We start from the raw sequence: 23,791 nt of genomic DNA, 5'->3' as shown, positions 1-23,791 counted from the left end.
GGCGCCTGAGCCCCGCCCGTCCAGTTCAGAGGCGGGCGAGGGCGGCGACGTGGCCCGGCGGTGCCGGCAGGTCGATGACCGCGAAGTCTGCCAGGCGCACCGTGCTCATCGGGGTCTCGAGCCCCGTGCCGAGGGCTTTGAGGACCGCTTCCTTCCGGGCCCAGAGCGCGGCGCGCTCTCGCGGGCCGCTCTGCTGTGCGCCGGCGCGCTCGCTCGGGTGCAGCACCAGCTCCGGGTCCCAGCCGCGGGCGACCGCGGCGAGGGATTCGAGGTCGATGCCGAGCCGGTCAGTGCCCGGCGCGTCCACCGCCGTCATCAGATGCTCCCCGCAGCGGGTGAGGCTCACCGGGACCTCGTCGCGTCGGCCGCGGGCCCGCGCCCAGGGGCGGCCGTGCGTCGAGGAACCGCAGCGCGGGCAGGAGCGGCCCACCAGGATGTCCGCCGGCGGGAGTCCGAGCAGCGCGCCGACGCGGTCGCGCAGGATCCCGTCGGCGTCCTCCTCCCCATGGTGGAGGTGGACGATCCCGGCGGCATCGAACGACGCTGTCATGCTGAGCCCTCCTGCCTGCGGAACCTCGGAGGATCCCTGGTCTTCTCCGCAAGGGTACGAGCATGTCCTCCCTCCCGGCGACGCAGGCGGTCGACTCCCTCCGACGACGCGCAGAGAGGCCCGGACCTACGAATTCTCGCAGGTCCGGGCCTCGTCTCGACCCGTGCGGGCCTCGGGAGCTCCGGGGCTCAGAAGTCCCAGTTCTTGCTCTCTCAGGATGCCCAGTCCTCGTCCTCCCTGATGAGAGGCGGAAATCCTGCGGCTCCTCCAACTCCGATGGCCGCTCGTGCCATCCGCGTGCCACTCGCGATCGAAGCCGCTCTCGCCGACCAGATCGCTGCCGTCGCACATGCCCAGCTTACCGCCGGACGGCTCCGTCTGCACGGGAACTTGCGCGGCCCACAGGCAGCACGTCGCACGCTCTCCCTCCAGTTCAGTGCCCCTCCCGGGTGGGTCAGTGGCTCGTCCCACCGTTCGGAGTACCATATGCCGCGTCTGCCACCCCGTCGCCAGCTGAGCAGCAAGCTCACGTCCCCCTCGCCCCAAAGGTCAACCATTGAGTTCAGAGGCTGAGATCTCTGGCACCATTGATGACATGGCACCACTTTCATCGTGGACGACTTCCACACACGAGCCGCTTAATCGGCACACGATGGTGCACATGGTTGCCCCACCGGCGACCATCGGATCGGGAGTCGGCTGGGCTGCGTCACAGATCCCGAACCAATACACGGATCCGGATCGCGTCGCCACGATCCTCGCCAAGCTGGGGAAACCTAAAGCGGCTAAATACCTTAAGGGGAAGCTCCCTACGAGCAAGCGCACCCGCTCGGGCGACCTCGGAGAGATCATCGGAGCGCAGTACGCAACGCTTGAGCTGGGCTTTCGAGTGGTGGAGCGGTTGCGGTGGAAGGACCACCGCGAGATGTCGATGCGTGGCGATGACTTGGTTGGTGTGCGCGCGAGTACGAACGGAACGCTGGAACTGTTGAAGGGTGAGGCAAAGAGCCGCGTAAGGCTCGGAACTGCAACGGTCACGGACGCAGATGATGCACTTAAGCGCGATCGGGGACGCCCATCGCCTCATGCTCTCAGCTTCGTCGCTGACCGACTCCACGGACTCGGTGAGCACACGTTGGCAGAGCTCATCGACGACGCCCAGTTGATTTCTGGGATCAGTCAACGGCAGGTGGTCCAGCTGCTTTTTACTTTCACTGGAAATGATCCGCGGGCCCTCCTCCGCGCAAATACGACAGCGTACCGGGGACGTGTAAAGCGCCTCGCCGTCGGTCTGCAGGTGTCAGAGCATCAGGCGTTCATCGCGAAGGTGTATTCGAAGGCGATCGCTGATGCCTGAAACAGTTGATGAGATTGAGGCCGCGATCGGGGAGGCGACGACCCCCGGATTTCGTGAACAGCTTCTCGCGCGAGGAGAGGCCCGGTCGATGATCTGGCGGGACGGTGTCCTGCCCGAGGACGCGCCCGCGTTCGATGAGCTGCTCAGCTACGACCTTCTATCCTACGGCTATTCGCTCCTGGGCCTGGGGCTACGTCTCGTGGAGGCGGATGGGTCGCGGAGCCTCGCCCAACGCGCCTTTGAGGGCGCAGCTACGGCCATTGAATCAGTCATCGCCAGAGGAGCTAACTCGCGCGAACGAGGCTTCCACCGTGTCGTCGCAGCAGCCGCCTACCACCTCGGCAGCTTCTCCGCGCGGGCGTACTCACTGCTTCAGACTGCGCTCGATTCCGGTGAAGTCACGACTAGTGAGCGATGCCTCATCCACATCATCCGCAGAGAACTCGACACCCTGGCCGCGCTCATCCTGAGTCACCGCGACGAGGACGCGGCAGCAGACGCCGACCTCGTCGAGACGTTGCGCGGGCTCCTCGAGCCCGCCAGCGATGAGGAACAGGACGATGACAGCGGCGACACCGATGTCATCGACGTCGTCGACCTCGCACTGACCGACGCGTTCGTCGGCGCAATCAGCATGGCGCTGCTCGCATTCGAACGGGGCGAGGGGGCGCTCCTGGAGGAGGCCCTCAGCACACTGCAGGTCGGTCTCAGAGCCGCCAGCGAACTGAACCTAGTCCCCCAGTGGTGGTGCCATCGACTCGCGATTCACCTGCTCCGCGGCCTGTGGGAGGCCAGTTTCCACCGCCTGCTCCCGGACGACCCAATCGACGGCGGTGGCGACTGGGCACGACTGCGTGCGACGTTCATCGCATCTCTCTTCCGAAGGCGACGCTCGGAGATCGACCTATGGCCGTCGCAGCTCGCCGCCGCAGAACGGGTGCTGAACACCAGCGAGAACCTAGTGCTGTCTCTCCCAACAAGCGCCGGCAAGACCCGGATCGCCGAACTTTGCATCCTCGCGACCCTAGCCGAGGGTCGGCGCGTTGTCTTCGTGACCCCATTGCGGGCGTTGTCAGCCCAGACTGAAACGGCTCTGCAGCGGACCTTCACCCCTTTGGGCAAGACCGTCTCGTCCCTCTACGGCGCGATCGGGGCCAGCAGCGCCGACGAGGATTTGCTACGAGAGAGGGACATCGTCGTCGCCACTCCCGAGAAGCTCGACTTCGCTCTGCGCAACGACCCAACGCTCCTCGACGACGTGGGGCTTGTCGTGCTCGACGAGGGGCACATGATCGGGGCGGATGAACGCGAGGTCCGATACGAAATTCAGGTACAACGACTGTTGCGCCGTGGGGATGCAGCCACCAGACGTATCGTTTGCCTCTCGGCGATCCTGCCAGACGGAGACGAAGTCGAGGACTTCGTGAACTGGCTCACCGATGACCAGCCCGACGGTCTCATCGCAAGCTCGTGGCGGCCGACTAAGCTTCGTTTCGGCGAAGTGATTTGGCAAGGCGATCGAGCCCGCCTGAGCATCATCGTGGGAGACGAGGAGCCCTTCGTCCCCCGGTTTCTCGAGCCCTTCGTTCCCCCGAACGGCCGCAGGACGACGCAGTTCCCCAAAAATCAGCAGGAGCTGACACTCTCCACAGCCTGGCGGCTCGTCGATGACGGCCAGACCGTCCTGATCTTCTGCCCACGGAAGGACTCGGTAAATGCTCTTGCCAAGGTCATAGTCGACCTTCATAGGCAGGGAGCACTCCGAAGCGTCTTCGAAGGGGATCCCGGCGACCTCGCCTCGGCCATCACGATCGGCGAGGAGTGGTTCGGGCGAGAACACCCGATCCTCGCGTGTCTGCGACTTGGAGTGGCGATCCACCACGGCTCGCTGCCCGCGCCCTATCGAAGAGAGATCGAGCGACTACTCCAGCAAGGAACGCTGAGGATCACTGTCTCCTCACCGACTCTTGCCCAGGGGCTCAACCTTTCGGCGAGCGCTCTCGTGATGCACAGCCTCTGGCGCAACCGGGAACTGATCAAGGCGTCCGAGTTCCGTAACGTTGTCGGCAGGGCCGGGCGAGCATTCGTGGACTCCGTCGGCCTCGTCGTCCACCCGATCTTCGAGAAAGTGTCCTCAGGTAGACGGAACTGGAGGCAGCTGGTCGAGGACACCGCTCTGCGCGACATGGAAAGCGGCCTACTGCAGCTGGTGGTACACCTGTTCCGCCGGATGCAGGCGAAGCACGGTCTCCAGGACCTGGATGCACTGCTGGAATACGTCGCCGGCGTCGCGGCGTGGGATTACCCAGAAGTCGCGGCCGAGAGCGACAAGGAAGCCGAGCGCTCCCGAACTGCGTGGCGCTCGCAACTCGCTAGCCTCGATAACGCCCTTCTCAGTCTGCTCAACGACTCTGCGATTACGGAGGACGGAATCGAGGGGGCTCTCGATGACGTGCTCGCCTCGTCGCTTTGGACCAGGAGCTTGGCTCGACGGCAGGAGCCCGTGCAGACAGCGCTTCGAGCCGGCCTGACCGCGCGGGCACGCTTCCTCTGGAGCCAGTCGACCCCGGCACAGCGCCGAGGGTACTTCCTTGCGGGGGTCGGCCTAGAAACCGGACGCCAACTCGACGAGCACGCCAGCATCTTGGAACAGTACCTGCACAACGCGGACGAGGGCATCCGAATCGGCGACCCCGGTGCCGCAATCGACGCCCTGACCAGCTTCGCCAGGATCGCATTCGGCATCTACCCCTTCGCGCCCCGCACCCTTCCTCCGCAATGGGAAGACATCCTCGCCGCATGGCTTCGCGGCGAGGATGCCGCACAGATGGCACGCGAGGAGATCACGGACACACTGGAATTCATCGAAGACTCGCTGACCTACAGGCTGCCATGGGCGCTGGAAGCGGTCCGGGTCCGAGCAACCGCCAACGAGGACCCGGTCGGCAATCTTTGGGCGCTCCTCACCGATGAGCACGGACTCGCAGTTGCAGCGCTAGAGACAGGGACGCTGAACCGATCTGCCGCGCTGCTCATGCAGGCCGGATTCTCCTCCCGAGCCGGTGCCCTCGCCGCCATCGCAGCCGGAGGCGGCACCTTCACAACCGTGTCGGAGCTTCACCAGTGGCTGAACTCGGAGGAGGTGCGGCAACATGCGAACGACCCGCACTGGCCGACCGTGTCATCGCACGATCTCTGGGTCGATTTCATCAGCCGTAGCACTGCTGCACCGGAGAGAACCTGGATCAACACAGTCGAGGATGCCGCGGTGACGTGGCTTCCCGATCACCAGCCGAGTAGCGGGACTCCCTATCGAGCCGTGTCCCTTGCGAACGGTGAGACCATCCTCCAAGCCGCGGACGGTCGACGAACCGGTTCGCTTGAGGAACCACTCAATCCGAAAAGGCGCGGGTTGCTCATAGTCACTGGGACAAGCGCCGCCAACAGCGTCGAACTCCGCTATCGAGGCCCAGCCGACCTTCATGCATAACAGTGTTGCATGATTCTCAGATCATGTTCGGATTTCTACGGGACAAGGGGATTGCAACGAATACCACATGCTGTATCTGACACCACTACCCAGCGGATCTGGACAGGGCTCCTACTCCCGGGCACCGCGGGCGGCGCCCGGGAGTAGGAATAGGGCTGCCCGAGCGAGCAGCGTGAGCATGGTGTCTACGCTCCCGTCCGTTCGGTGCGCATCGAATGACGGTGTGGGAGTACACGAGCGGATCACGAAGAGCCAGGTAGTCAACCTGCGCACGAGGATGCTCCAAGTCTCACTTCTTATAACCCTTAATCCTTCTGACCCATTCTTTGAAGCGGACCAACTCTGCTTCGAGTTCGTCGGGCTCCGGTGCGATGAAGTTGGTCTCTGGGGCATGATCGTGGCGAGGCGCCCACTCGGATGCCTTGGCGTAGCCAGATTGGTAGTCGTTGTCGTCCTGTTCGGTGATTCCTACGAGCATCTTGAACATGCGTGGCCGCACCTCGTTGGTACCGCGATCCACCAGCTCGTTCACAACATCGAGGTTGACTGCGCGTTCCCATGCTTGAGACAACCGCCCGCCCCACTCCTGAGCACGCCGCGTGTACTCATCGGAGTCGAGCTGGCCGCGCTCCTTCTTGAGTCGTGCGATCTCGGTCTCCAGGTGGTTGATCCGCGCTGGGATATCTTTGACGCTCCAGGGATGCTTGTCAGCAGTAAGCCCTGGACGCTCGCCCTGTCGTAGAATTGCGCGCTCAGCGACGTCGACCCCAAGGTCCCGTGCCGCCTTGTTAAGGGCGTTCGCGAAAGTTGCCTCGTGCGTGAAAACAATGACTTGTCTGGACTGTGCCAGTTCGGTGAGGCGGCGGGCCACGCGGGAACGGCGGCCGGCGTCGAGCGACGACACAGGGTCGTCGAGTACAACGGCTGACTTCGACTCGTCAAACTCGACTTCGGTGAGGAATCCGGCCAGCCCGAGAGCGGTCTGTTCGCCCTCGCTCAGTACGTTCTCGATATCGGCGTCCAAGATGGCTCCGAGTAGGCGGGGCCGGTGCTCAAGCGTGACGTCGTGTCTACCTTTAGTGGGATCGAGTGTGACCCGGCGCAAGTAGAGCTGCTCAGTCTCGCGAGTGAACTGGTCTCGAACGATGCTCGTCACGTAAGCCGTGGTTAGGGCCGTTGCCTTGCGGGTAATCCCAGTAGTGTCAGTGAGTCGGCGAGCTTCTTCAATCTTGGTTCTCGCCTGGAGCCGCACCACTTCTTTGACGAGATTGTCTTTGGCCTTCGCAAGTTGCTCTGTCGCTTGGAGATCGGCAACCTCGGCTTTCAGCACTCGGACAGACTCGTTGAAGCTTGTCGAATCGATATCCGCGCTGGCAGTGATCAGCGTTTGTCGCCTTTCACCGATGGCGGTGCCCGGCGACATTCCAGAGGTTGTCGGACGCTCCTCTCTGGTGCCGTCAACCCACGCAACTATCTCAGTGGCGACCGTTGCCGCTTCGGTCATCCATGTCTGACTCGCTGTGACATCCTCGCCACCAGCCTGCAGCTGGCTCAACGCGGTAGTCACAGCCGCCGGCGCGGACTGGAGACGAGCAATCTCATCGCGACGCTGAACGACGCGACGCTCGGCAGCATCGGCATCACGCGAGGTGGTGTCCTTTATGAAGGCATCGAATCGCCTCAATCGGTCTGATCCATCCGGGCTCAGTGGTTGCTGGCATAGAACACACACGGCGGCATCGGTCGTGACCGGGAAGTCGTGCTCGTGATACGCCTCGGTCGTCGAATACCGACGTGCCGCATCCCAGAGGGCTCGCCACGTCGCCGACCCGACACCAGGCAATGGCTCTGCGTCGAAGTCCTTCGCTGACGCGATCTTTGCCGCTTCTCGTAGGTTAATTGCACTCTTCGCGAGCGCGGCCACATTGTCGAATGACTGGTTCGTTACGGCCTCAGCCAGTTGATCGATATGACTCTTGACGGTCGCCCAATGGGCCGCGAGCTGAGCGAGGCGTGTCTTCTCTGCATTGGGATCGCTGGCTTGCAAGCGCGTGAGTTCCCGCAGTTTGGCAGAGAGCGATATGTCGTGATCCGGGGACAGCGTCGTGGCCTCGTCGATCTGCTCACGCGTGGTGGTAGCACTGAGCTGATCAAGGAACTGCTTTGCCTTCGTGCCTTCCCCAAGGAGCGGAAGTTCCGTACGGAGGGCCGCATTGTCACTCAGGCGCTGTGAGAGAACTTGCCGCACCTGATCGCACGCGGCCGAGAGCCGATCGAGCAGAGTAAGCGCGGATGGACGATAGCTGATCTCTGAGGCCGCGGTGACATAGGCATCGCCGCACTCTTCGTCATAGAACCGTACCGATGACAGATCGCGGCTGGTCTCCTCTGTAAGCGCCCAGGTCGCAGCCGTAGAGCCAGCCACGTACTCGAAGACGGCCTTCTGATCGTGCAAGCTCTTTGCGAAGACATCACCGAGAAGATCACCCTTGACTCGGGCAGTAACGGCCTGCCGAATGAGACGGGCGTAGCCGGACTTCCCACTGGCATTGTCGCCGTAGATGATCGTCAGGCCCGTGCTGGCGAAGGTCAACCGCTGGCCCGTGATGAGCGCGTTCACGCCCTCCACGTCGGCTACGGCTGACAGCCGTACCGACTCTCCGCTCTCGGAAGTACCAGGGACATCGGCAGCGGTGATGGCGGCGACGGATGGATACGTCCCTGCGATCAGGTGATCGGCGATCTCGTTGACGGCGTCTTCAGACAGATTCTCGTTCCGGCAGAAGCGCCCGACAATGTCCTTCTGCCAGTCGGTGCGTTCGGCCACCCAGGTCGCCAGGTCGTTCGCGAGTGTCACGGTGTGATCCCCAAAGCGGTGAGTAGCGCAACATGCGCCTGTTTCAGGGTGAGGATTCCCTGCGGACTGAGCGCCACCTCGTCGAGTTCAATGAGGTGGTTCGCGATCTCCTGCTTCGTCGGTGCCCGCCATCCCTGGCTGGCAGCCCAGGCTTCCAGAGTCGTGGACCACGGTGCTGCCGCCGCATCGGGCAGGCTTGGTGGTTCACCTATGGTGACTCCGGCATTGACGTCGCGGAGCAGCGCGGTAAACGTGTGCAGGTAGAGATCCGAGTCCAGGGTGTTCTCAATGCCGTGCACGTCGAGGGCGACGATCCGGTCACCAGGTATGGCGCGACCGATCGTCTCGGCGAGCTTTTGTCCCCCGCCGTCGCCGTCGACGAGGAACGCGACCTTAGCCGCCTGGAAGTCGAGCTCCGGGTAGGAATCCTTCGGCATCTCTGAGAGGCCGGGTGCCACCTGATACGGCAGGCTGTCTTGTCCTATGGCGGCGCGCATTAGGGTCGGGAGGAGGATCATGTCGGTGGCGCCTTCCGCGATGACCGCGCAGCGTGCTGGTGTAAATGCTGCGGCCGAGGCACCCATCGCGAACATCAGGGAGGTGAACCCGCCGCCCTCTTGTCGCCAGAAGCTGTTTTCTACGTGGCTCGTCTCGTCGCTGTCGGGAACGACGGCACGGATACCGACACCAAGATCGGCGGGTAGACAGCCCGGCGAGTGGGTGGTGTAGATGATCTTGTCGGCTTTGTCCTGTTTGGCGAACATCTGCACGAGATCGGCCTGCGCGTCGATGTGAAGGTGGGTTTCCGCCTCATCGATCAGGAGGATCGTCGCGCGTCCACTGTTTCGCGCAGCGAGGAAGGAGTTCAAAGCGACGAACATCCGCAACCCAGCGCTTCGTTCGTCGAACACGGATGCGTGTACGCCATCTTCGACAATGCCGATTCGGAGAAGCTTGTTCTCGACGTTGACTTCGACCTTTAGGTCGGACTGCTGCCATGCGTTCTTGAAGTAATTGGCGAGTGTGATGTTCGCCTTGTTCTTGATTGTGTCTCGTCGGGATACCTGTCCGGTCTGCACGGCCTGGGTTAGAGCATTCAGGTCAAGGCCGGCCAATCGCGCCAGGTTCGCAAGCGCTGTTGGCACGTCGCCAAGCAGTGCGTCATCAAGGGTGTAGGTAGAAGCCAGCGTGCGATCGACCTCAGTGAACATGACTACGTCGGGGGTGAGATTCCAGAGTGCCTTCTTGGTCCTCTCCGTGGGGTCCTCACGATCAACCCACGCTCCGAGTGAGAGAAGCAGCCGTTGCAGGACGTCGGTTTCGGCGAATGCACTCAATGCCTCGACGTCTTTGTCAGCGCGTTCGCGCAATGCGTCAATCGGTTCTCGCTCGCCGACCGGGGTAGCGAGGTGGGTATCGAGATCTTGTCGCAGCAGGCGAAGTTCATCGAGCAACGGCGAACCATCCGGGGGCTCTGGTATTTCGTCTTCCTCGGCCGTTTCGATGGGAAGCGGTTCTAAGACGCTGATCGCTGACAGGGATTCACCCAAGTCGACTGCCAGTTGCTTCAGCTGCGCCTCGGACTTGCGAGGTGCGGGCTTGACCGTGAAGTTGGGTCCATCACCGTCGGCACGACGACTAACGAAGAACTCGATTGGAGTGTCCTCGAGTTCAAGGTCCTCCAACTCCTTACGGTCCTCGTCGCTGACGCGGTAACGCAAGCTGACGACCGGGGTGGAGTCGGCGATGCCCGTCGATGCGCGCGACCGCTGTGCCGGAGCGAGAGCGTCGGAGGCGTCCACATAGGCAAGTGCCTTGAGGAGCGTCGTCTTACCTGCCTCGTTTGGCCCGACGATTGCGACAAGCTTCTGGTCTAGCTTGATCGTGGTATCAAGGAGCCGGCCGGCACCACGCACTCGTGCAGAAACAAGCCTCATGCAGCATCCCCCGATCCGTTGCGCTGGTAAGTCGCATCCTCTCGATCGGCGGCGTCGACACTCAGCTGGTCCTAGCCTCGATGGGTGACCCCAGAGCGTCGGCTCTGGAACCTCGTGGCTCTCTGAAGAACTCTACCGGCTAGGTGTTGCGGGTCATGACGTTGTAGTCACGGAGCGGGGATGAAGGAACGGGTCCCTGACCGGCACGATGGGTGGTGCTGAAGCCGTCCATCTGCTGGAAGAGACCCGTTCCATGACCCACCGTAATTCGCCGCTGACCCCTGCCGGAAGACTCCGCCTGGTCCGTCGTGTCGAAGATGATGGCCGACCCATCGCCCACGTCGCTGCCGAAGCCGGCGTCGCCCGCTCGACTCTGACGAAGTGGGTCCACCGCTACCGCGACGACGGTGCCGAAGCCTTGGAAGACCGCACCAGCGCCCCAGCACGACGACCCTCGCGGCCACCGATCGAGGTCCTCGAACTCATCGACTCCTGGCGACGAGAGCACAAATGGTCGGCCCGCCGCATCGCCCTCGAGCTCGCCAGCCGCGGCCACCACTACTGCGTCCGCACCATCGGACGCTGGCTGGAACGGCTCGGGATCTCCCGCCGCCGAGACCTCGACCCGACCGGGGAGAACAACCGTGAGCCCGGGAAGATCATCGCCCGCTTCCCGGGCCACATGCTCCACCTGGACGTGAAGAAGGTCGGACAGATCCCCGACGGTGGCGGCTGGCGACTCCATGGCCGCGGCCATGCGAAGGCGCGCAAGCAGCGCGTGGGCTACACCTACCTGCACTCCGCGATCGACGGCTACTCCCGCCTCGCCTACACCGAGGCTCTGGAGAACGAGACCGCGGCAACCACCATCGGTTTCTTCTCCCGGGCGAGAGCGTTCTTCGCTGCTCACGGCATCACGCGTCTGGTCCGGGTGGTCACCGACAACGGCTCCAACTACCGCGCCAAGACCTTCGTCCGCACCGTGAACGCGCATGCTTCCCGGCATCAGCGGACCCGTCCCTACACGCCCAGGCACAACGGGAAAGTCGAGCGTTACCAGCGGATCCTCTCTGAGGAATGCCTCTACGCCCACGCCTTCTATTCCGAAGACGAACGGCGCGAAGCGATCAGCGTCTGGGTCCACCATTACAACTATCATCGGCCGCACACCGCCTGCGCTGATCAGCCCCCGGCCACCCGAGTCCACGAACGTGTCGACAACGTCATGACCTCATACAGCTAGGTCCGACTCAGCGATGCATCTCTGCGCACTCGGTGCTGTCGTTCCGCACGGGCATCGCTGACAAGTCATCCGCACGGCAAGGCTCTCGACCGGCCGACCCCGCGCTCGACCGGAAGGTGCGATCGTGACTCTCCGTGCCATACCGAACGGGTAATGATGTTCATCGGTGCTGTCCTCAGTCCTTCGGACGGAGACACGAAAAAAGAGGCCGGACCTGCAGAAACCTGCAGGTCCGGGCCTTCCATCAGCCTTTTCGGGCCTTGAGCAAGCTCTAAGCTTTCAGAAGTCCCAGTCGTCGTCCTCGGTCTCGACGGCCTTGCCCATCACGTAGCTCGAGCCCGAGCCGGAGAAGAAGTCGTGGTTCTCGTCGGCGTTCGGGGAGAGCGCGGAGAGGATCGCCGGGTTCACCTGGACGGAATCCTGCGGGAACAGACCCTCATAGCCGAGGTTCATCAGCGCCTTGTTGGCGTTGTAGCGCAGGAAGATCTTGACATCCTCGGTCCACCCGACGGCGTCGTAGATGTCCTCGGTGTAGACCTCTTCGTTCTCGTACAGCTCCAGCAGCAGCGAGAAGGTGTAGTCCTTCAGCTCCGCCTTGCGCTCGGCCGAGAAGTTCTCGATGGCCTTCTGGTACTTGTAGCCGATGTAGTAGCCGTGAACGGCCTCATCACGGATGATCAGGCGGATGATATCGGCGGTGTTGGTCAGCTCGCCGTGGCTCGAATAGCGCATCGGCAGGTAGAAGCCGGAGTAGAACAGGAACGATTCCAGCAGCACCGAGGCGATCTTCCGCTTCTCCGGATCATCGCCCTCGTAGTAGCCCATGATGATCTGAGCCTTCTTCTGAAGCTGCGTGTTCGTCGCACCCCACTCGAAGGCCTCGTCGATCTGCTTGGTGCTGGCCAGGGTCGAGAAGATCTGGGAGTAGGACTTCGCGTGCACCGACTCCATGAACGCGATGTTGGTGTACACCGCCTCCTCGTGAGGGGTGACCGCATCCGGGATCAGGGAGATCGCGCCGACGGTGCCCTGCACCGTGTCCAGCAGGGTGAGCCCCGTGAACACGTGCATCGCCATCGTCTGCTCGTCGGCGGAACGACGGCTCCAGGACTGGATGTCGTTGGACAGCGGCACCTTCTCGGGCAGCCAGAAGTTACCGGTCAGACGGTCCCAGACCTCCTGATCCTTGGGATCGGGGATCCGGTTCCAGTTGATGGCCTGGATCGTCGCGTTCAAGGGATCTTTCACCGCAGCCTCACTGTCAGAAAACTTGGGGATTCAGTCCTGGCCAGTCTAGGCAGTGGGAGCCGGGGAAGGGGCCCGCGACAGTCCCGGGCGCGGTGTGACTCGACACCACCGCCCCGTGAACACCACTCCTCGGAGGAGCTGCGCGTCGTGTCGGTCCGGGCATGAGGTACATACCGGCGGAATCGTGACGCCCACCCGACTTTCGTTGCATGTCCTGGACCACCTGCGCGGATAGGTTCGTGGTGCCCGTGCGGCGGACCTGCCTCAGCCGGCCCTGCCGCCGTCCCAGCGAAAGGCCACGTCGTGACCGCTTCAGCCGCCCCCGACGCACAGATCCCCCCGACCTCTCGCGGCACTGCGCCGACGGCCCGCTCCCTGGCCCCGGACCTCGCCCGTGGGCTGATGCTGGCGGTGATCGCGATCGCGAACGTCTCCTGGATGCTGTGGGGGCACAAGGGCGCTGTCGGGATGACCCCGCATGTGCCGGCTCTCGGCCCTGCAGACACGGCGGTGCAGTTCGTGATGACTGTCGCCGTGGATCACCGGGCGATGCCGCTGTTCGCCTTCCTGTTCGGCTACGGCATGGTGCAGTTCTACCGCTCGCGGGTCGATCGCGGGATGGAGCCGCGGATCGTGCGGCTCATGATGCGCAGGCGCCACTGGGCGATGCTGCTGCTGGGCTTCCTGCATGCGGCGCTGCTGTTCTACGGCGACATCCTGGGCGCGTACGCGATCGCCGCGCTGCTGCTGGTGTGGATCTTCTTCGGCCGACGCACCCGCACGTTGATCATCTGGGCGAGCGTGATCGGGGGTCTGCTGCTGCTCTACGGCCTGTTCAGCGTGGTCAGCGCGCTGGCCCTGATCTTCTTCGCACCGCCGGAGGTGATCGCGGAGATGGGCGCCGCCGCCACTCCCTTCACCAATGACTGGGTGCGGGACATGGCATACGCCCAGCCCTACCTGATCACCGTGCTGACCAGGTCAGGGATGTGGGCGGTCACCGTCCTGGGAGCGGCACTGATGGCGTCACCGCTGCCCATCCTGCTGGGCTGGATCGCCGCCCGGCACCGACTGCTGGACGAGCCGTGGCGACACACCCGCACGCTGCGGCGGATCGCGGTGCTCGGCATCTCGCTGGGCTGGCTCAGCGGACTGCCCGGCGCGCTCGTCCTGGTGGGGGTGATCCCGCTCCCGGACGCTGTGAGCTGGGGCTTCTACGGGGTGAACGTCCTTGGAGGGATGCTCTGCGGGGTGGGCTACGCCGCCGCCTTCGGGCTGCTCGCGGTACACCTCGAGAAGCGCCGAGTGGTCGGGCGGGACCGCGTGGCCGAGTCGCACAGCCATGCCACCGCGCCGTCGGCCTCGGCCTCGAGCTCGAGCTCGAGCTCGCCGAGCCAGGAGGAGCGGAAAGCCGCCCGTGCGGAGCGGGCTGCCGCCGACAAGGCCCTCTCCCCTGCCGAGCGCTCCTACGGAGTCCCTGCCGCCGCTACCCCTCCCGCCGCGTCCCCGCCGCAGGGAATCGTGCGTGCCCTTGCTGCCGTAGGGCAGAGGTCGCTGACCTTCTACCTGTTCCAGTCGCTGCTGCTGGTACCACTGATGGCGAGCTGGGGGCTGGGCCTCGCCCCGCATCTGAGCACCGTCTCGGCCGTGGCGATCGCGTTCGGCGTCTGGCTGCTCTCGCTGCCGATCGCCGCCTGGATGGATTCACGCGGGATGCGCGGGCCCGCCGAGCTGCTGCTGCGGCGGATGACCTACGGGAAGCACGACCCACGGGGCCGCTCCTGAGCGGGCCGGCCCCGTGGCCTGAACTCAGGAGACCGCGGACGCGATGCCGAAGAGCACCAGCGACAGGACGAAGCCGACGATCGCCATCGCACCCTGGATCAGGGTCCAGGTGGAGAGGGTCTGCTTCATGTCCATGCCGAAGAAGCGGCTGACCAGCCAGAAGCCCGAATCGTTGACGTGCGAGAAGCCGACCGAGCCGGCGGACATCGCCATCACGATCGCGACGATCTCGAGCTGGGAGAAGTCGCTGGCGGCGATCACGCCGACCATCAGCGATGCCGCCGTGGTCAGGGCCACGGTGGCCGAGCCTTGAGCGATGCGGACGATCTGGGCGATCAGGAAGGCCGCCACGATCACCGGCAGTCCGAGGTCGTTGAGCGACCCGGCGACCGCGTCACCGATCCCGGTCACGCGCAGCACCCCGCCGAACATGCCACCGGCGCCGGTGACGAGCACGACCGAGCAGATCGGCCCCAGTGCGGAGTCGACGATCTTCTCGATCAGGGTGCCCTTCTTGCCGGCTCCCCAGCCGAGGACGAACATCGAGACCACCACGGTGATCAGGAGCGCGACCGGGGTCTCGCCCAGCAGGCGCAGCCCGGAGACGATCGGGTCGGCGAGGAAGGCTTCCGCGTCGGGCCGTGCGGCGCCGACGGTGTTCAGTCCGGTGTTGAGCAGGATCAGCAGCAGCGGCAGGACCAGCAGGCCGATGATCGTGCTCACCCGCGGGGTCGACTCGAAGCCAGTCTTCTCCGAGGTGCTGTCGAGGATCGTGGGGATCGGAACGTCCAGGCGCATGCCCAGGCGGGGCGCCAGCAGGGTGCCGACCAGGAACCAGATGATCACCGCGAACACGAGGCCGACGAGCATCACCAGGCCGATGTCGGCGCCGACGATGGTGGAGGCGGCCACCGGGCCGGGGTGCGGCGGGGCGAAGATGTGCATCGCGCTGAACGCCACCGCCGAGGGCAGGGCGATGGACAGGAATGACCCGCCGACGCGGCGGGAGACGGCGTAGATGATCGGGAGCATGACCACGAGGCCGGCGTCGAAGAAGATGGGGAAGCCCATCAGCAGGCTGGCCAATGACAGGCCGAGTCCGGCCCGCTTCTCGCCGACCAGGTCGATCATCCGGTCCGCGAGCAGCTGCGCACCGCCGGAGGTTTCGATCATCCGTCCCAGCATCGCGCCGAGCGCGACCAGCAGCATCACGTTGCCGAGCGTGGAGTTGAATCCGAAGCTGAGTGCGTCCATGAGGCTGCCGGGGGCGATGCCGGCGATGAGCGCGGTACCGATCGAGGTGATCATCAGGGCCAGGAAGGCGTGCATCTTGAACGCCATGATCATCACCAGGAGCACGGCGACGGCGGCGACTGCCAGAAGCAGCAGTCCTACGGTGCCGAGCTCCCAGTTCATGACGAGGTTCAACTCATCCATGAGGAACTCCTTGAGAGGAAGGGAAAGAGAGAGGTGGAGAGAGGGGATCCCGAAGTCGGGGCGAGGAGGCGACGGCGGACGTCGCCCGCACTGCATCGTAGGGCAGGCATGTCCTTGCGCAGGCGCCCGCATCCCGTATCGAGGACCAACGATACGCCCCTTGCCGTACTACGCCTGCCGTAGTACGGTGTGCACAGCAACTCGGTGGAACAGCAGGCCGCGCCCACCCGGCGCAGGTGCGAGAGCAGCCCAGCTCCTGAACCGGCTCGCCGGTCCCCACCCCATCGACGGAAAGAACCTACGGACAGAGAGGAGCCGATGTGATCGGAGCCGACGCCATTCGCGGGCATATCGATCTGATCCTGCTCGCGATCCTCGAGACGCAGCCCTCCTACGCCTACGAGATCTCCAAGACCATCACCGATCGCTCCCGCGGCGAGTACGTCATCAAACAGACCACCCTCTACACCGCGGTCAAGCGGTTGCAGTCCCAGGGCCTCCTCGACAGCTATGAGGATGTCTCCCCCACGGGAAAGCCCCGCACGTACTACAAGCTCACTCCCACCGGTTTCGAACAGCTCGGCCTCAAACGCGACGAATGGCGCAGCACCCGAGCACTCGTGGACCACTTCACGAAAGGAAAGGACGCCTCGTGAACGTCATCGACTCCTATCTGGACACCCTCTTCTCCCCCTACCCGGAGTCCGCCCGCCTGCGGGAGGCACGGACCGAGCTGCACGCCATGATGGAGGACAAGCAGCAGGGCCTGATCGAGGACGGCCTCACCGAGTCCCAGGCCGTGGGGCAGGTCATCGCCGAGTTCGGCACCCTCGAGGAAGTCGCCCCGGTGCTGGGGATCAGCGCCGAGCTGGGCCGCGCCGCCGCCGCACCCGCAGCACCGCCGGCCGCACCGCTCGAGCTCGATCGCGCCCGCACCTATGTCGACGCCGTGCGGCGCTCCCAGTGGCTGCCCGCGACCGGCCTGGCCCTGTTCGTCCTCAGCGCGGCACCGCTGCTGCTGCTCATCGCCGCCACCTCGGATTCCCAGGGCGAGCCTGCGAGCTGGGCGATCGGCGTCGGCATCGCCGCGGTGCTGGTGATGGTAAGCCTGGGCATCCTGCTGATGATGGCGCGGGGAGCACGGCTCAGCGCCTACGAGGACATCGACGAAGGCGACTTCGCCCCCACCGCGCAGGTGCGCGGCTACGCACAGGGGATCAAGCGCGAGCATCGCCGCGCCACCATCCTCGCCACCGCCGTCGCGATCACGCTGTGGATCCTCAGCGCCCTTCCCACCCTCCTGGTCGCGCTCCTCTCGAGCGAGGGGTCCACCGTCACGCTCTACGGCGTCAGCGGGACGCTGGTGATCGTGGCGCTGGGCCTCGCGATCATCGCCCGGGCGGGATGGTCCGACTCCGCGAGCAGCACCCTGCTCCAGGAGGAAGAGGAGGACGACTCCCCCGAATACAGCGACAATCCCGTGGTGCGCGTGGTGGCTGCGATCTACTGGCCGATCATGGTCGCGATCTATCTGGGGTGGAGCTTCCTGTCCGGGAATTGGGGGCTCACCTGGGTGATCTGGCCGGTGGCCGGGGTGCTCTACGGCGCCCTGTCCGGGCTCAGCGTCGCGCTGCGCGGGGACGAGGGTTCCCGCCGGCACGTCAGGAGCCGCTGAGCCTGACTCGGGGACGAGCCTTCCCGGTCGGTCGGCGCCCTCCACCACGATGCAGCACCCACCACGACACCGACGGGCGGGCCTCCCCCCTGGGGAGACCCGCCCGTCGGCGTCTGGATCGGCACCTCAGCGGGTGCCGCTCACGAGATCAGAGCATGCAGCTGACGCAGCCCTCGACCTCGGTGCCCTCGAGCGCCATCTGCCGCAGCCGGATGTAGTAGAGGGTCTTGATGCCCTTGCGCCAGGCGTAGATCTGCGCCTTGTTGATATCGCGCGTCGTGGCGGTGTCCTTGAAGAACAGCGTCAGCGACAGACCCTGGTCCACGTGCTGCGTGGCCTCGGCGTAGGTGTCGACGATCTTCTCGTAGCCGATCTCGTACGCGTCCTGGAAGTACTCGAGATTGTCGTTGGTGAGGTAGGGGGCGGGGTAGTACACCCGGCCGATCTTCCCCTCCTTGCGGATCTCGATCGGGGAGGCGATGGGGTGGATCGAGCTCGTGGAGTTGTTGATGTACGAGATCGAGCCGGTCGGCGGGACAGCCTGCAGGTAGGCGTTGTACATGCCGTGCTCCGCGACCTCGTCACGCAGCTGCTTCCAGTCCTCCTGCGAGGGCAGGTGAGCGCTGGACTCGGCGAACAGTGCACGCACCTTCTCCGTGCGGGGCTCCCACACCTTGTCGGTGTACTTGGTGAAGTACTCGCCGGTGGCGTACTTGGAGTTCTCGAAGTCGTAGAACTTCACTCCGCGCTCCTTCGCGAGCCGCATCGACGCCTTGATGGCGTGATACGTGACCGAGTAGAAGTACATGTTGGTGAAGTCCAGGCCCTCGTCGGAGCCGTAGAAGATCCGCTCGCGTGCCAGGTAGCCGTGCAGGTTCATCTGCCCCAGGCCGATCGCATGGGACTTGCGGTTACCCTCGGCGATGGTCGGCACGGAGTCGATGTCCGAGGTGTCCGAGACCGCGGTGAGGCCACGGATGGCCGTCTCGATGGTCTGGGCGAAGTTCGGTGAATCCATCGCCTTGGCGATGTTCATCGAGCCCAGGTTGCAGGAGATATCCCGGCCCATCTCCTCATAGCTGAGGTCCACATTCATGGTCGACGGGGTCGAGACCTGCAGGATCTCGGAGCACAGGTTGGAGTGGGTGACCTTGCCGGCGATGGGGTTCGCCCGGTTCACGGTGTCCTCGAACATGATGTACGGGTAGCCGGACTCGAACTGGATCTCCGCCAGGATCTGGAAGAAGTCACGCGCCTGGATCTTCTTCTTGGAGATGTTCGGGTTGTCGACCATGTCCCGATAGACCTCGGAGACGTTCACGTCGGCGAAGGGCTTGCCGTACTCGCGCTCCACGTCATACGGGGAGAACAGGTACATCGGCTCGTTCTTCTTCGCGAGCTCGAAGGTGATGTCAGGGATGACCACGCCGAGGGAGAGGGTCTTGATGCGGATCTTCTCGTCGGCGTTCTCGCGCTTGGTGTCCAGGAAGCGCAGGATGTCCGGGTGGTGGGCGTTGAGGTACACCGCACCGGCGCCCTGGCGGGCACCGAGCTGATTCGCATAGGAGAAGGAATCCTCGAGCAGCTTCATCACGGGGATCACGCCGCTGGACTGGTTCTCGATGTGCTTGATCGGCGCACCGTACTCACGCAGGTTCGAGAGCAGCAGGGCCACGCCGCCGCCGCGCTTGGACAGCTGCAGGGCGGAGTTGATCGAGCGACCGATCGACTCCATGTTGTCCTCGATGCGCAGCAGGAAGCAGGAGACGAGCTCTCCGCGCTGTGCCTTGCCGGCGTTGAGGAAGGTGGGGGTCGCCGGCTGGAAGCGGCCGTCGAGGATCTCGTCGACCAGGTTGCGGGCGAGCTGCTCGTCACCGCGAGCCAGACCCAGGGCCACCATCACCACACGGTCCTCGAAGCGCTCGAGGTACCGCTCGCCGTCGAACGTCTTCAAGGTGTACGAGGTGTAGTACTTGAAGGCGCCGAGGAAGGTCGGGAAGCGGAACTTCTTGGCGAAGGCCTGCTCCGAGAGGGACTCGATGAACGAGAAATCGTACTGCTCGAGGACATCGGGCTCGTAGTACTTGTTCTCGACCAGGTAGTCCATCTTCTCGCGCAGCGAGTGGAAGAAGACGGTGTTGGGGTTCACGTGCTGCAGGAAGTATTCCCGCGCAGCCTCGCGGTCCTTGTCGAACTGGATCTTCCCATCCGGTCCGTACAGGTTCAGCATCGCGTTCAGCGCGTGGTAGTCGAGCCGCTTGTTGTGCTCGACCGGGGGGATCTCGGTCAGTGTCGCCAAAACTCTTCCAATCCGTCGTGGACCCGCGTCACATCGCGCGGAGTGCCGAACAGTTCGAACTTGTACATATGAGGGACCTCGCACTTGCGGGCGATGATGTCGCCCGCCAAGCAATAGGCCTCTCCGAAGTTGGTGTTCCCCGCACCGATCACGCCTCGGATGCGCTTCCGGTTGCGTTCGTCGTTGAGGAACTTGATGACCTGCTTGGGGACGGCACCTTGGCCGTTGCCCCCTCCGTAGGTCGGGACCACCAGGACGAAGTCCTCGTCGACGACGAGGTGCTCATCCCGTGGGTACAGCGGGACCCGGCGTGCCGGCATCTCGAGCTTCTCGACGAAGCGCTTGGTGTTGCCGGACACCGAGGAGAAGTAGACGAGGTTCGCCACGCCGACGCCTCCCGGGCCCGATCAGATAGCGGTGGCCTGGCGCTGCGCGCCGGCACCCACGAGGGTCTTGATCTTGTCGGGACGGAAGCCGGACCAGTGGTCCTGGCCCGCGATCACGACGGGGGCCTGGAGATACCCGAGATTCATGATGCGCTCACGCGCCGCGTCGTCCTCGGTGACGTCGACGACGTCGTAGGCGACGCCCGCCTTGTTCAGGGCGCGCTTGGTCGCATCGCACTGGACGCAGAGGGGCTTCGAGTACACGGTGATGTCCAAGGGAGGGGCCTTTCACGAGCGCCGCGCCGGGGGCGCAGGACGAGAGCTTCACGGGTTGTCCGGGGGCGGTCCGAAGGACCGTGCCGCCACGCTCCAGAGCTGTGGATCAGGGGCGCAACGGTGAATCCCGGTGCGCCGCCCGACTTCCGGAGACCGGATGCGGTGCGACTACGTCAACACTACACCTAGTGGTGTCTCGGCGCGACGACCACTAGATGTACTGAGTTACAACACTGTCATCCACAATCGACTGTTGATGGACTGTGGATAGATCCGCAGAGTTGGGGACGGAGCTGTGGGCCACGCACGAAACCCGAGGATGCGTGCACAGTGCAGTGTGGACGAGGGGTCCGACAGCCCGTCCTCGCGGTGGATGGCGCCGCCCCCGCGAGCCTCCTCGGTGCACTGAAGTGAGGTAGGTCCCTGGCGTGTCCGGGGGCGAGCTGGGCGTGTCGTCGGCGTGTCGTGATCACGGGTCCGGCGTGTCGTCGGCGCGTCCGTCCGACCGGCCCGAGTCGCAACCCTCCGGCCCGTCCTGCGTATGCCAGTCCGGCCCGAGTCGCGTACCCGTCCGGCTCATCCTCCGCATACCCAAGACCCTCCAGATGCGAGAACCCCCGCGGCCCAGTGGGCGGCGGGGGTTCTCAGTGCTCGTGCGCGGTCAGGAGCGAAGGTCCCCCGGGGTGGGAGCCGACGACACCTGGGGGTCGACCGAGGGGCTGCCAGCCGCCGGAGCAGCCGGCGCCGCGCCGTCCAACGGCGGACCCTCGACCGTTCCGTCTGCTGGGGGCTGCTCGCCGAGCTGCCACACATCGACGGCCTCCTCCCCCGGTGTGCCGGGCTCGGCGATCGCCACCGTCATCTCGGGCTCCCCCGCAGCGGCGGCGCTGCCGTCGACAGCCTGCGCAGGCGCCGCACCCACCGACGTCTCATCGCCCGCCGCTGCGTCGTCCGGTGCTGCGTCGTCCTGTGCTGCGTCGTCCGGTGCTGCAGCGACCGACGTCTCCTCCGTGGACGTCTCGCCCTCAGCGTCTTCCTCTGCCTCGAGGCTGCGGCCGTCCGCGCCGACGATGCTCGAGAGCACCTCGCGCAGCAGCGTCACCTGGGCGGCGGCCTCGGCGGCACCCGAGACCGGCTCCTTGCCCTTCTCCACGAAGGCGTGGAACGCCTCCCACATGAGCTCCACCGCCCCCTTGGGCGCCGTGGTCGAGGTCTCCTGGACCACGCCGGACTTCTTCTCCCGCAGGGAGACCGTCGAGCGGACCTCGCTGTGCGAAGGAGCGGGCAGCTCCACCCGCATCCGACGGCGCGCGGAGAGCACCTGCACGTTCTCGGAGTACTCCGGGGCGAAGGGCAGGTAGTGCCACACCAGGCGCACCTGCGCCCCGCCGTCCAGCTCGCCGAGCAGCTCGATCGAACCGGGGATCACGCCCTTGGGCCAATGCCGCACAGCGACCAGGCGGACGATCGGGCCGTACGCCGCCTCGATCACGGCCATCTGATGGGCCACGCCCGTCAGCAGCCCCTTGACGTAGAGGTCGCGATCACGCTGGGTGGCGCCGTCGCCCGCCCCCGCTTCCACCGCGGCCTGCAGAGCCTTACGACGCTGCGAGCGCACCTCGGTGGGCAGATCGTAGGACGCCGTGGTGACGTGAGCACTGCCGAACAGCGGCTGGCTCGCGGGCATCAGCACCTCGTGGTCCACCATCCGCAGATCCTTGACGGGGATGTGCTCGGACATGCGGGTCACGGAGTCGTCGTACTGCTGCGGATAGGCCATCATCAGCATGCGTCGGCCGGTCATCCGCTCGAAGCTGGCGACCTGCTCGACCTCGTCGGCGGAGAATCCCACCGGCGGCTCCACCAGCACCGGAATACCGCGCCGCATGAGGGTGAGCAGATCCTCCACATGCAGACCGTCCGTGGACAGCAGGGCGGCATCGATCGTGAGAGTCTTCCCGCGCACTGCCGCGATCAGATCCGCGACAGTCTCGAAGCGCTTGTCCTCCTCGATCCCCCACACCTCGGAGGACTCGCGGCGCCGACGCGGCGAGTGGTCCACCAGCGCAGCAATCGTGAAACGGTCCCACCGCCTGCGCAGCACCGGAAGATGCACGGCCTGGGCCATGGTTCCGGCGCCGATCACGGCAATGTTCAGGGTCTTGGGCATCGACTGGCTCCTCGGGCTCGGACGGGGTCGGCGGCAGCTCCGCGGGCTCCTCGGCGGGCGCCGGGCCGTTCCGACAGCGCGCTGCGGACGGCACGCAGCGCACGCCTGTTCTACCACACCCGGGTGATGCCAGGCCGACCAGCTCTCCGGCGCGACCTGCGGCGCAGGGCAGATGCGGGAACAGACGCCCGGGCTGATGCCGGGACGGAGGTCACGCATCGAGCGTCACGGGAACCCGCAGACCGGGATTATCGTAGGGCGCGGATCAGCACGTCTCAGGAGGACCACGTGGCCAGACGCTTCTACTTCGGCGCCCGCAATTTCTCGCGCCCCCTCGTCAAGCTCCTTTGGAACCCCCGGGTCTCCGGGATCGAGAACGTTCCCCGCGAGGGCGGCTTCGTGATCGCCTCCAACCACCTCTCGAACATCGACAGCTTCATCCTGCCGGTGGCGCTGCCACGGCAGATCCGCTTCGTCGCGAAGGACACCCTGTGGACCCAGAAGGGGATCCGCGGGCGGATCCTGCACTGGTTCTTCGAGGCCGTCGAGGCGGTGCCGGTGGATCGCGAGGCGATGTCCTCCGGCAAGGGCGCGCTCCAGGCTGGCCTGACCATCCTCCGCGACGGCGACGGCTTCGCGATCTATCCCGAGGGCACCCGCTCCCGGGACGGGCTGCTGCATCCGGGGAAGCAGGGCGCCGCCTGGCTCGCCGTCGAGTCGGGCTGCCCCGTGATCCCCGTCGGCCTCAAGGGCACTCAGCACATGTTCTCCCGGCTGATCCCCCATCGCGGTGCGATCACCGTGCGCATCGGCGCTCCGATCCGCCTCGAGGACATCGACCCCACCGCCTCCAAAGGTGTGCGGCGTCGGATCCTGAACGCCCGGATCATGGACGAGATCCAGAAGCTCTCCGGCCAACGTCGCGCCTAGGTCCTGTCGTCCTGGGCTCTCCCCGGCCGCGCTGTTGCCTCTCCCCCGCGATCTCGCCGGGCCTCGGGCGTCGAGCCGCGAGCAGCGGGCTTCGAGCCTTGATCCACCGCAGTCCCACCGCCGACCGCCCGGAGGCACGTAGGATCTGACC

General features: G+C 65.1%; 16 protein-coding genes. 7 read left to right on the top strand and 9 right to left on the bottom strand.

Going from position 1 to position 23,791, the window contains the following annotated elements; all coding sequences use genetic code 11:
* Nucleotides 1-25: 25 nt before the first annotated feature.
* Nucleotides 26-550, bottom strand: coding sequence for a 4'-phosphopantetheinyl transferase family protein (locus ABD893_RS05745; protein ID WP_345076685.1), 525 nt, complete (start codon nucleotides 548-550; stop codon nucleotides 26-28).
* A 661-nt stretch (nucleotides 551-1,211) separates the two neighbouring features.
* On the opposite strand from ABD893_RS05745, the gene ABD893_RS05740 reads away from it, so the two are divergent.
* On the top strand, nucleotides 1,212-1,907 hold the full coding sequence (locus ABD893_RS05740) for a Hachiman antiphage defense system protein HamA (RefSeq protein ID WP_229745277.1): 696 nt from the start codon (nucleotides 1,212-1,214) through the stop codon (nucleotides 1,905-1,907).
* The gene (locus ABD893_RS05735) at nucleotides 1,900-5,397 is read left to right on the top strand and encodes a DEAD/DEAH box helicase (protein WP_345076680.1); all 3,498 of its coding nucleotides are present in this window, start codon (nucleotides 1,900-1,902) and stop codon (nucleotides 5,395-5,397) included. Before ABD893_RS05740 ends, ABD893_RS05735 begins: the two co-directional genes overlap by 8 nt.
* A gap of 289 nt (nucleotides 5,398-5,686) precedes the next feature.
* Here the strand turns inward: ABD893_RS05735 and ABD893_RS05730 are convergent, their stop codons facing one another.
* Entirely contained in the window at nucleotides 5,687-8,254 is a 2,568-nt protein-coding gene (locus ABD893_RS05730; RefSeq protein WP_345076677.1) for an AAA family ATPase, read from the bottom strand.
* Nucleotides 8,251-10,191 carry an AAA family ATPase gene (locus tag ABD893_RS05725; RefSeq protein ID WP_083529420.1) on the bottom strand — a complete coding sequence of 647 codons (1,941 nt, stop codon included), beginning with the start codon at nucleotides 10,189-10,191 and terminating at the stop codon, nucleotides 8,251-8,253. Before ABD893_RS05725 ends, ABD893_RS05730 begins: the two co-directional genes overlap by 4 nt.
* A 253-nt stretch (nucleotides 10,192-10,444) precedes the next feature.
* On the opposite strand from ABD893_RS05725, the gene ABD893_RS05720 reads away from it, so the two are divergent.
* Nucleotides 10,445-11,434 (top strand): IS481 family transposase, encoded by a 990-nt coding sequence (locus ABD893_RS05720; RefSeq protein WP_345076672.1) that lies wholly within the window; start codon nucleotides 10,445-10,447, stop codon nucleotides 11,432-11,434.
* Between the two features lie 279 nt (nucleotides 11,435-11,713).
* On the opposite strand, the gene nrdF is transcribed toward ABD893_RS05720, so the two are convergent.
* Nucleotides 11,714-12,682 (bottom strand): class 1b ribonucleoside-diphosphate reductase subunit beta, encoded by a 969-nt coding sequence (gene nrdF, locus ABD893_RS05715; protein ID WP_345076669.1) that lies wholly within the window; start codon nucleotides 12,680-12,682, stop codon nucleotides 11,714-11,716.
* A gap of 303 nt (nucleotides 12,683-12,985) precedes the next feature.
* On the opposite strand from nrdF, the gene ABD893_RS05710 reads away from it, so the two are divergent.
* Complete coding sequence (locus tag ABD893_RS05710; RefSeq protein WP_345076666.1) at nucleotides 12,986-14,467, top strand: DUF418 domain-containing protein; 1,482 nt, start codon at nucleotides 12,986-12,988, stop codon at nucleotides 14,465-14,467.
* 24 nt (nucleotides 14,468-14,491) lie between these two features.
* Here the strand turns inward: ABD893_RS05710 and ABD893_RS05705 are convergent, their stop codons facing one another.
* Nucleotides 14,492-15,904 carry a GntP family permease gene (locus ABD893_RS05705; RefSeq protein ID WP_345076662.1) on the bottom strand — a complete coding sequence of 471 codons (1,413 nt, stop codon included), beginning with the start codon at nucleotides 15,902-15,904 and terminating at the stop codon, nucleotides 14,492-14,494.
* A 320-nt stretch (nucleotides 15,905-16,224) separates the two neighbouring features.
* Between ABD893_RS05705 and ABD893_RS05700 the strand changes: the two genes are divergently transcribed.
* Both ABD893_RS05700 and ABD893_RS05695 read left to right on the top strand, forming a co-directional pair.
* Complete coding sequence (locus tag ABD893_RS05700; RefSeq protein WP_345076659.1) at nucleotides 16,225-16,560, top strand: PadR family transcriptional regulator; 336 nt, start codon at nucleotides 16,225-16,227, stop codon at nucleotides 16,558-16,560.
* The gene (locus tag ABD893_RS05695; RefSeq protein WP_345076656.1) at nucleotides 16,557-17,579 is read left to right on the top strand and encodes a permease prefix domain 1-containing protein; all 1,023 of its coding nucleotides are present in this window, start codon (nucleotides 16,557-16,559) and stop codon (nucleotides 17,577-17,579) included. Before ABD893_RS05700 ends, ABD893_RS05695 begins: the two co-directional genes overlap by 4 nt.
* Before the next feature lie 148 nt (nucleotides 17,580-17,727).
* Here the strand turns inward: ABD893_RS05695 and nrdE are convergent, their stop codons facing one another.
* The 4 genes from nrdE to ABD893_RS05675 form a co-directional block, all read right to left on the bottom strand.
* Nucleotides 17,728-19,860: a class 1b ribonucleoside-diphosphate reductase subunit alpha gene (gene nrdE / locus ABD893_RS05690; RefSeq protein ID WP_345077737.1), complete on the bottom strand. Its 2,133-nt coding sequence runs from the start codon at nucleotides 19,858-19,860 to the stop codon at nucleotides 17,728-17,730.
* Between the two features lie 5 nt (nucleotides 19,861-19,865).
* Nucleotides 19,866-20,264, bottom strand: a complete 399-nt coding sequence (gene nrdI / locus ABD893_RS05685) for a class Ib ribonucleoside-diphosphate reductase assembly flavoprotein NrdI (RefSeq protein WP_345076653.1) — start codon at nucleotides 20,262-20,264, stop codon at nucleotides 19,866-19,868.
* Nucleotides 20,265-20,285: 21 nt separating this feature from the next.
* Nucleotides 20,286-20,540 (bottom strand): glutaredoxin-like protein NrdH, encoded by a 255-nt coding sequence (gene nrdH / locus ABD893_RS05680; RefSeq protein ID WP_345076650.1) that lies wholly within the window; start codon nucleotides 20,538-20,540, stop codon nucleotides 20,286-20,288.
* 661 nt (nucleotides 20,541-21,201) lie between these two features.
* Complete coding sequence (locus ABD893_RS05675) at nucleotides 21,202-22,710, bottom strand: Gfo/Idh/MocA family protein (protein ID WP_345076647.1); 1,509 nt, start codon at nucleotides 22,708-22,710, stop codon at nucleotides 21,202-21,204.
* Nucleotides 22,711-22,998: 288 nt separating this feature from the next.
* Between ABD893_RS05675 and ABD893_RS05670 the strand changes: the two genes are divergently transcribed.
* Complete coding sequence (locus ABD893_RS05670; RefSeq protein ID WP_345076644.1) at nucleotides 22,999-23,640, top strand: lysophospholipid acyltransferase family protein; 642 nt, start codon at nucleotides 22,999-23,001, stop codon at nucleotides 23,638-23,640.
* Nucleotides 23,641-23,791: the final 151 nt, after the last annotated feature.

The organism is Brachybacterium paraconglomeratum (assembly GCF_039541415.1).
In the GTDB taxonomy this organism is placed as follows: domain Bacteria; phylum Actinomycetota; class Actinomycetes; order Actinomycetales; family Dermabacteraceae; genus Brachybacterium; species Brachybacterium paraconglomeratum_A.
This window is presented reverse-complemented; position numbering and strand designations above follow the sequence as displayed.

Excerpts from the sequence above, each read along its gene's own strand:
- ABD893_RS05745 (WP_345076685.1), bottom strand. The coding sequence starts at position 550 with ATGACAGCGTCGTTCGATGCCGCCGGGATCGTCCACCTCCACCATGGG.
- ABD893_RS05720 (WP_345076672.1), top strand. The coding sequence starts at position 10,445 with ATGACCCACCGTAATTCGCCGCTGACCCCTGCCGGAAGACTCCGCCTG.
- ABD893_RS05735 (WP_345076680.1), top strand. The coding sequence starts at position 1,900 with ATGCCTGAAACAGTTGATGAGATTGAGGCCGCGATCGGGGAGGCGACG.
- ABD893_RS05705 (WP_345076662.1), bottom strand. The coding sequence starts at position 15,904 with ATGGATGAGTTGAACCTCGTCATGAACTGGGAGCTCGGCACCGTAGGA.
- ABD893_RS05740 (WP_229745277.1), top strand. The coding sequence starts at position 1,212 with ATGGTTGCCCCACCGGCGACCATCGGATCGGGAGTCGGCTGGGCTGCG.
- ABD893_RS05675 (WP_345076647.1), bottom strand. The coding sequence starts at position 22,710 with ATGCCCAAGACCCTGAACATTGCCGTGATCGGCGCCGGAACCATGGCC.
- ABD893_RS05725 (WP_083529420.1), bottom strand. The coding sequence starts at position 10,191 with ATGAGGCTTGTTTCTGCACGAGTGCGTGGTGCCGGCCGGCTCCTTGAT.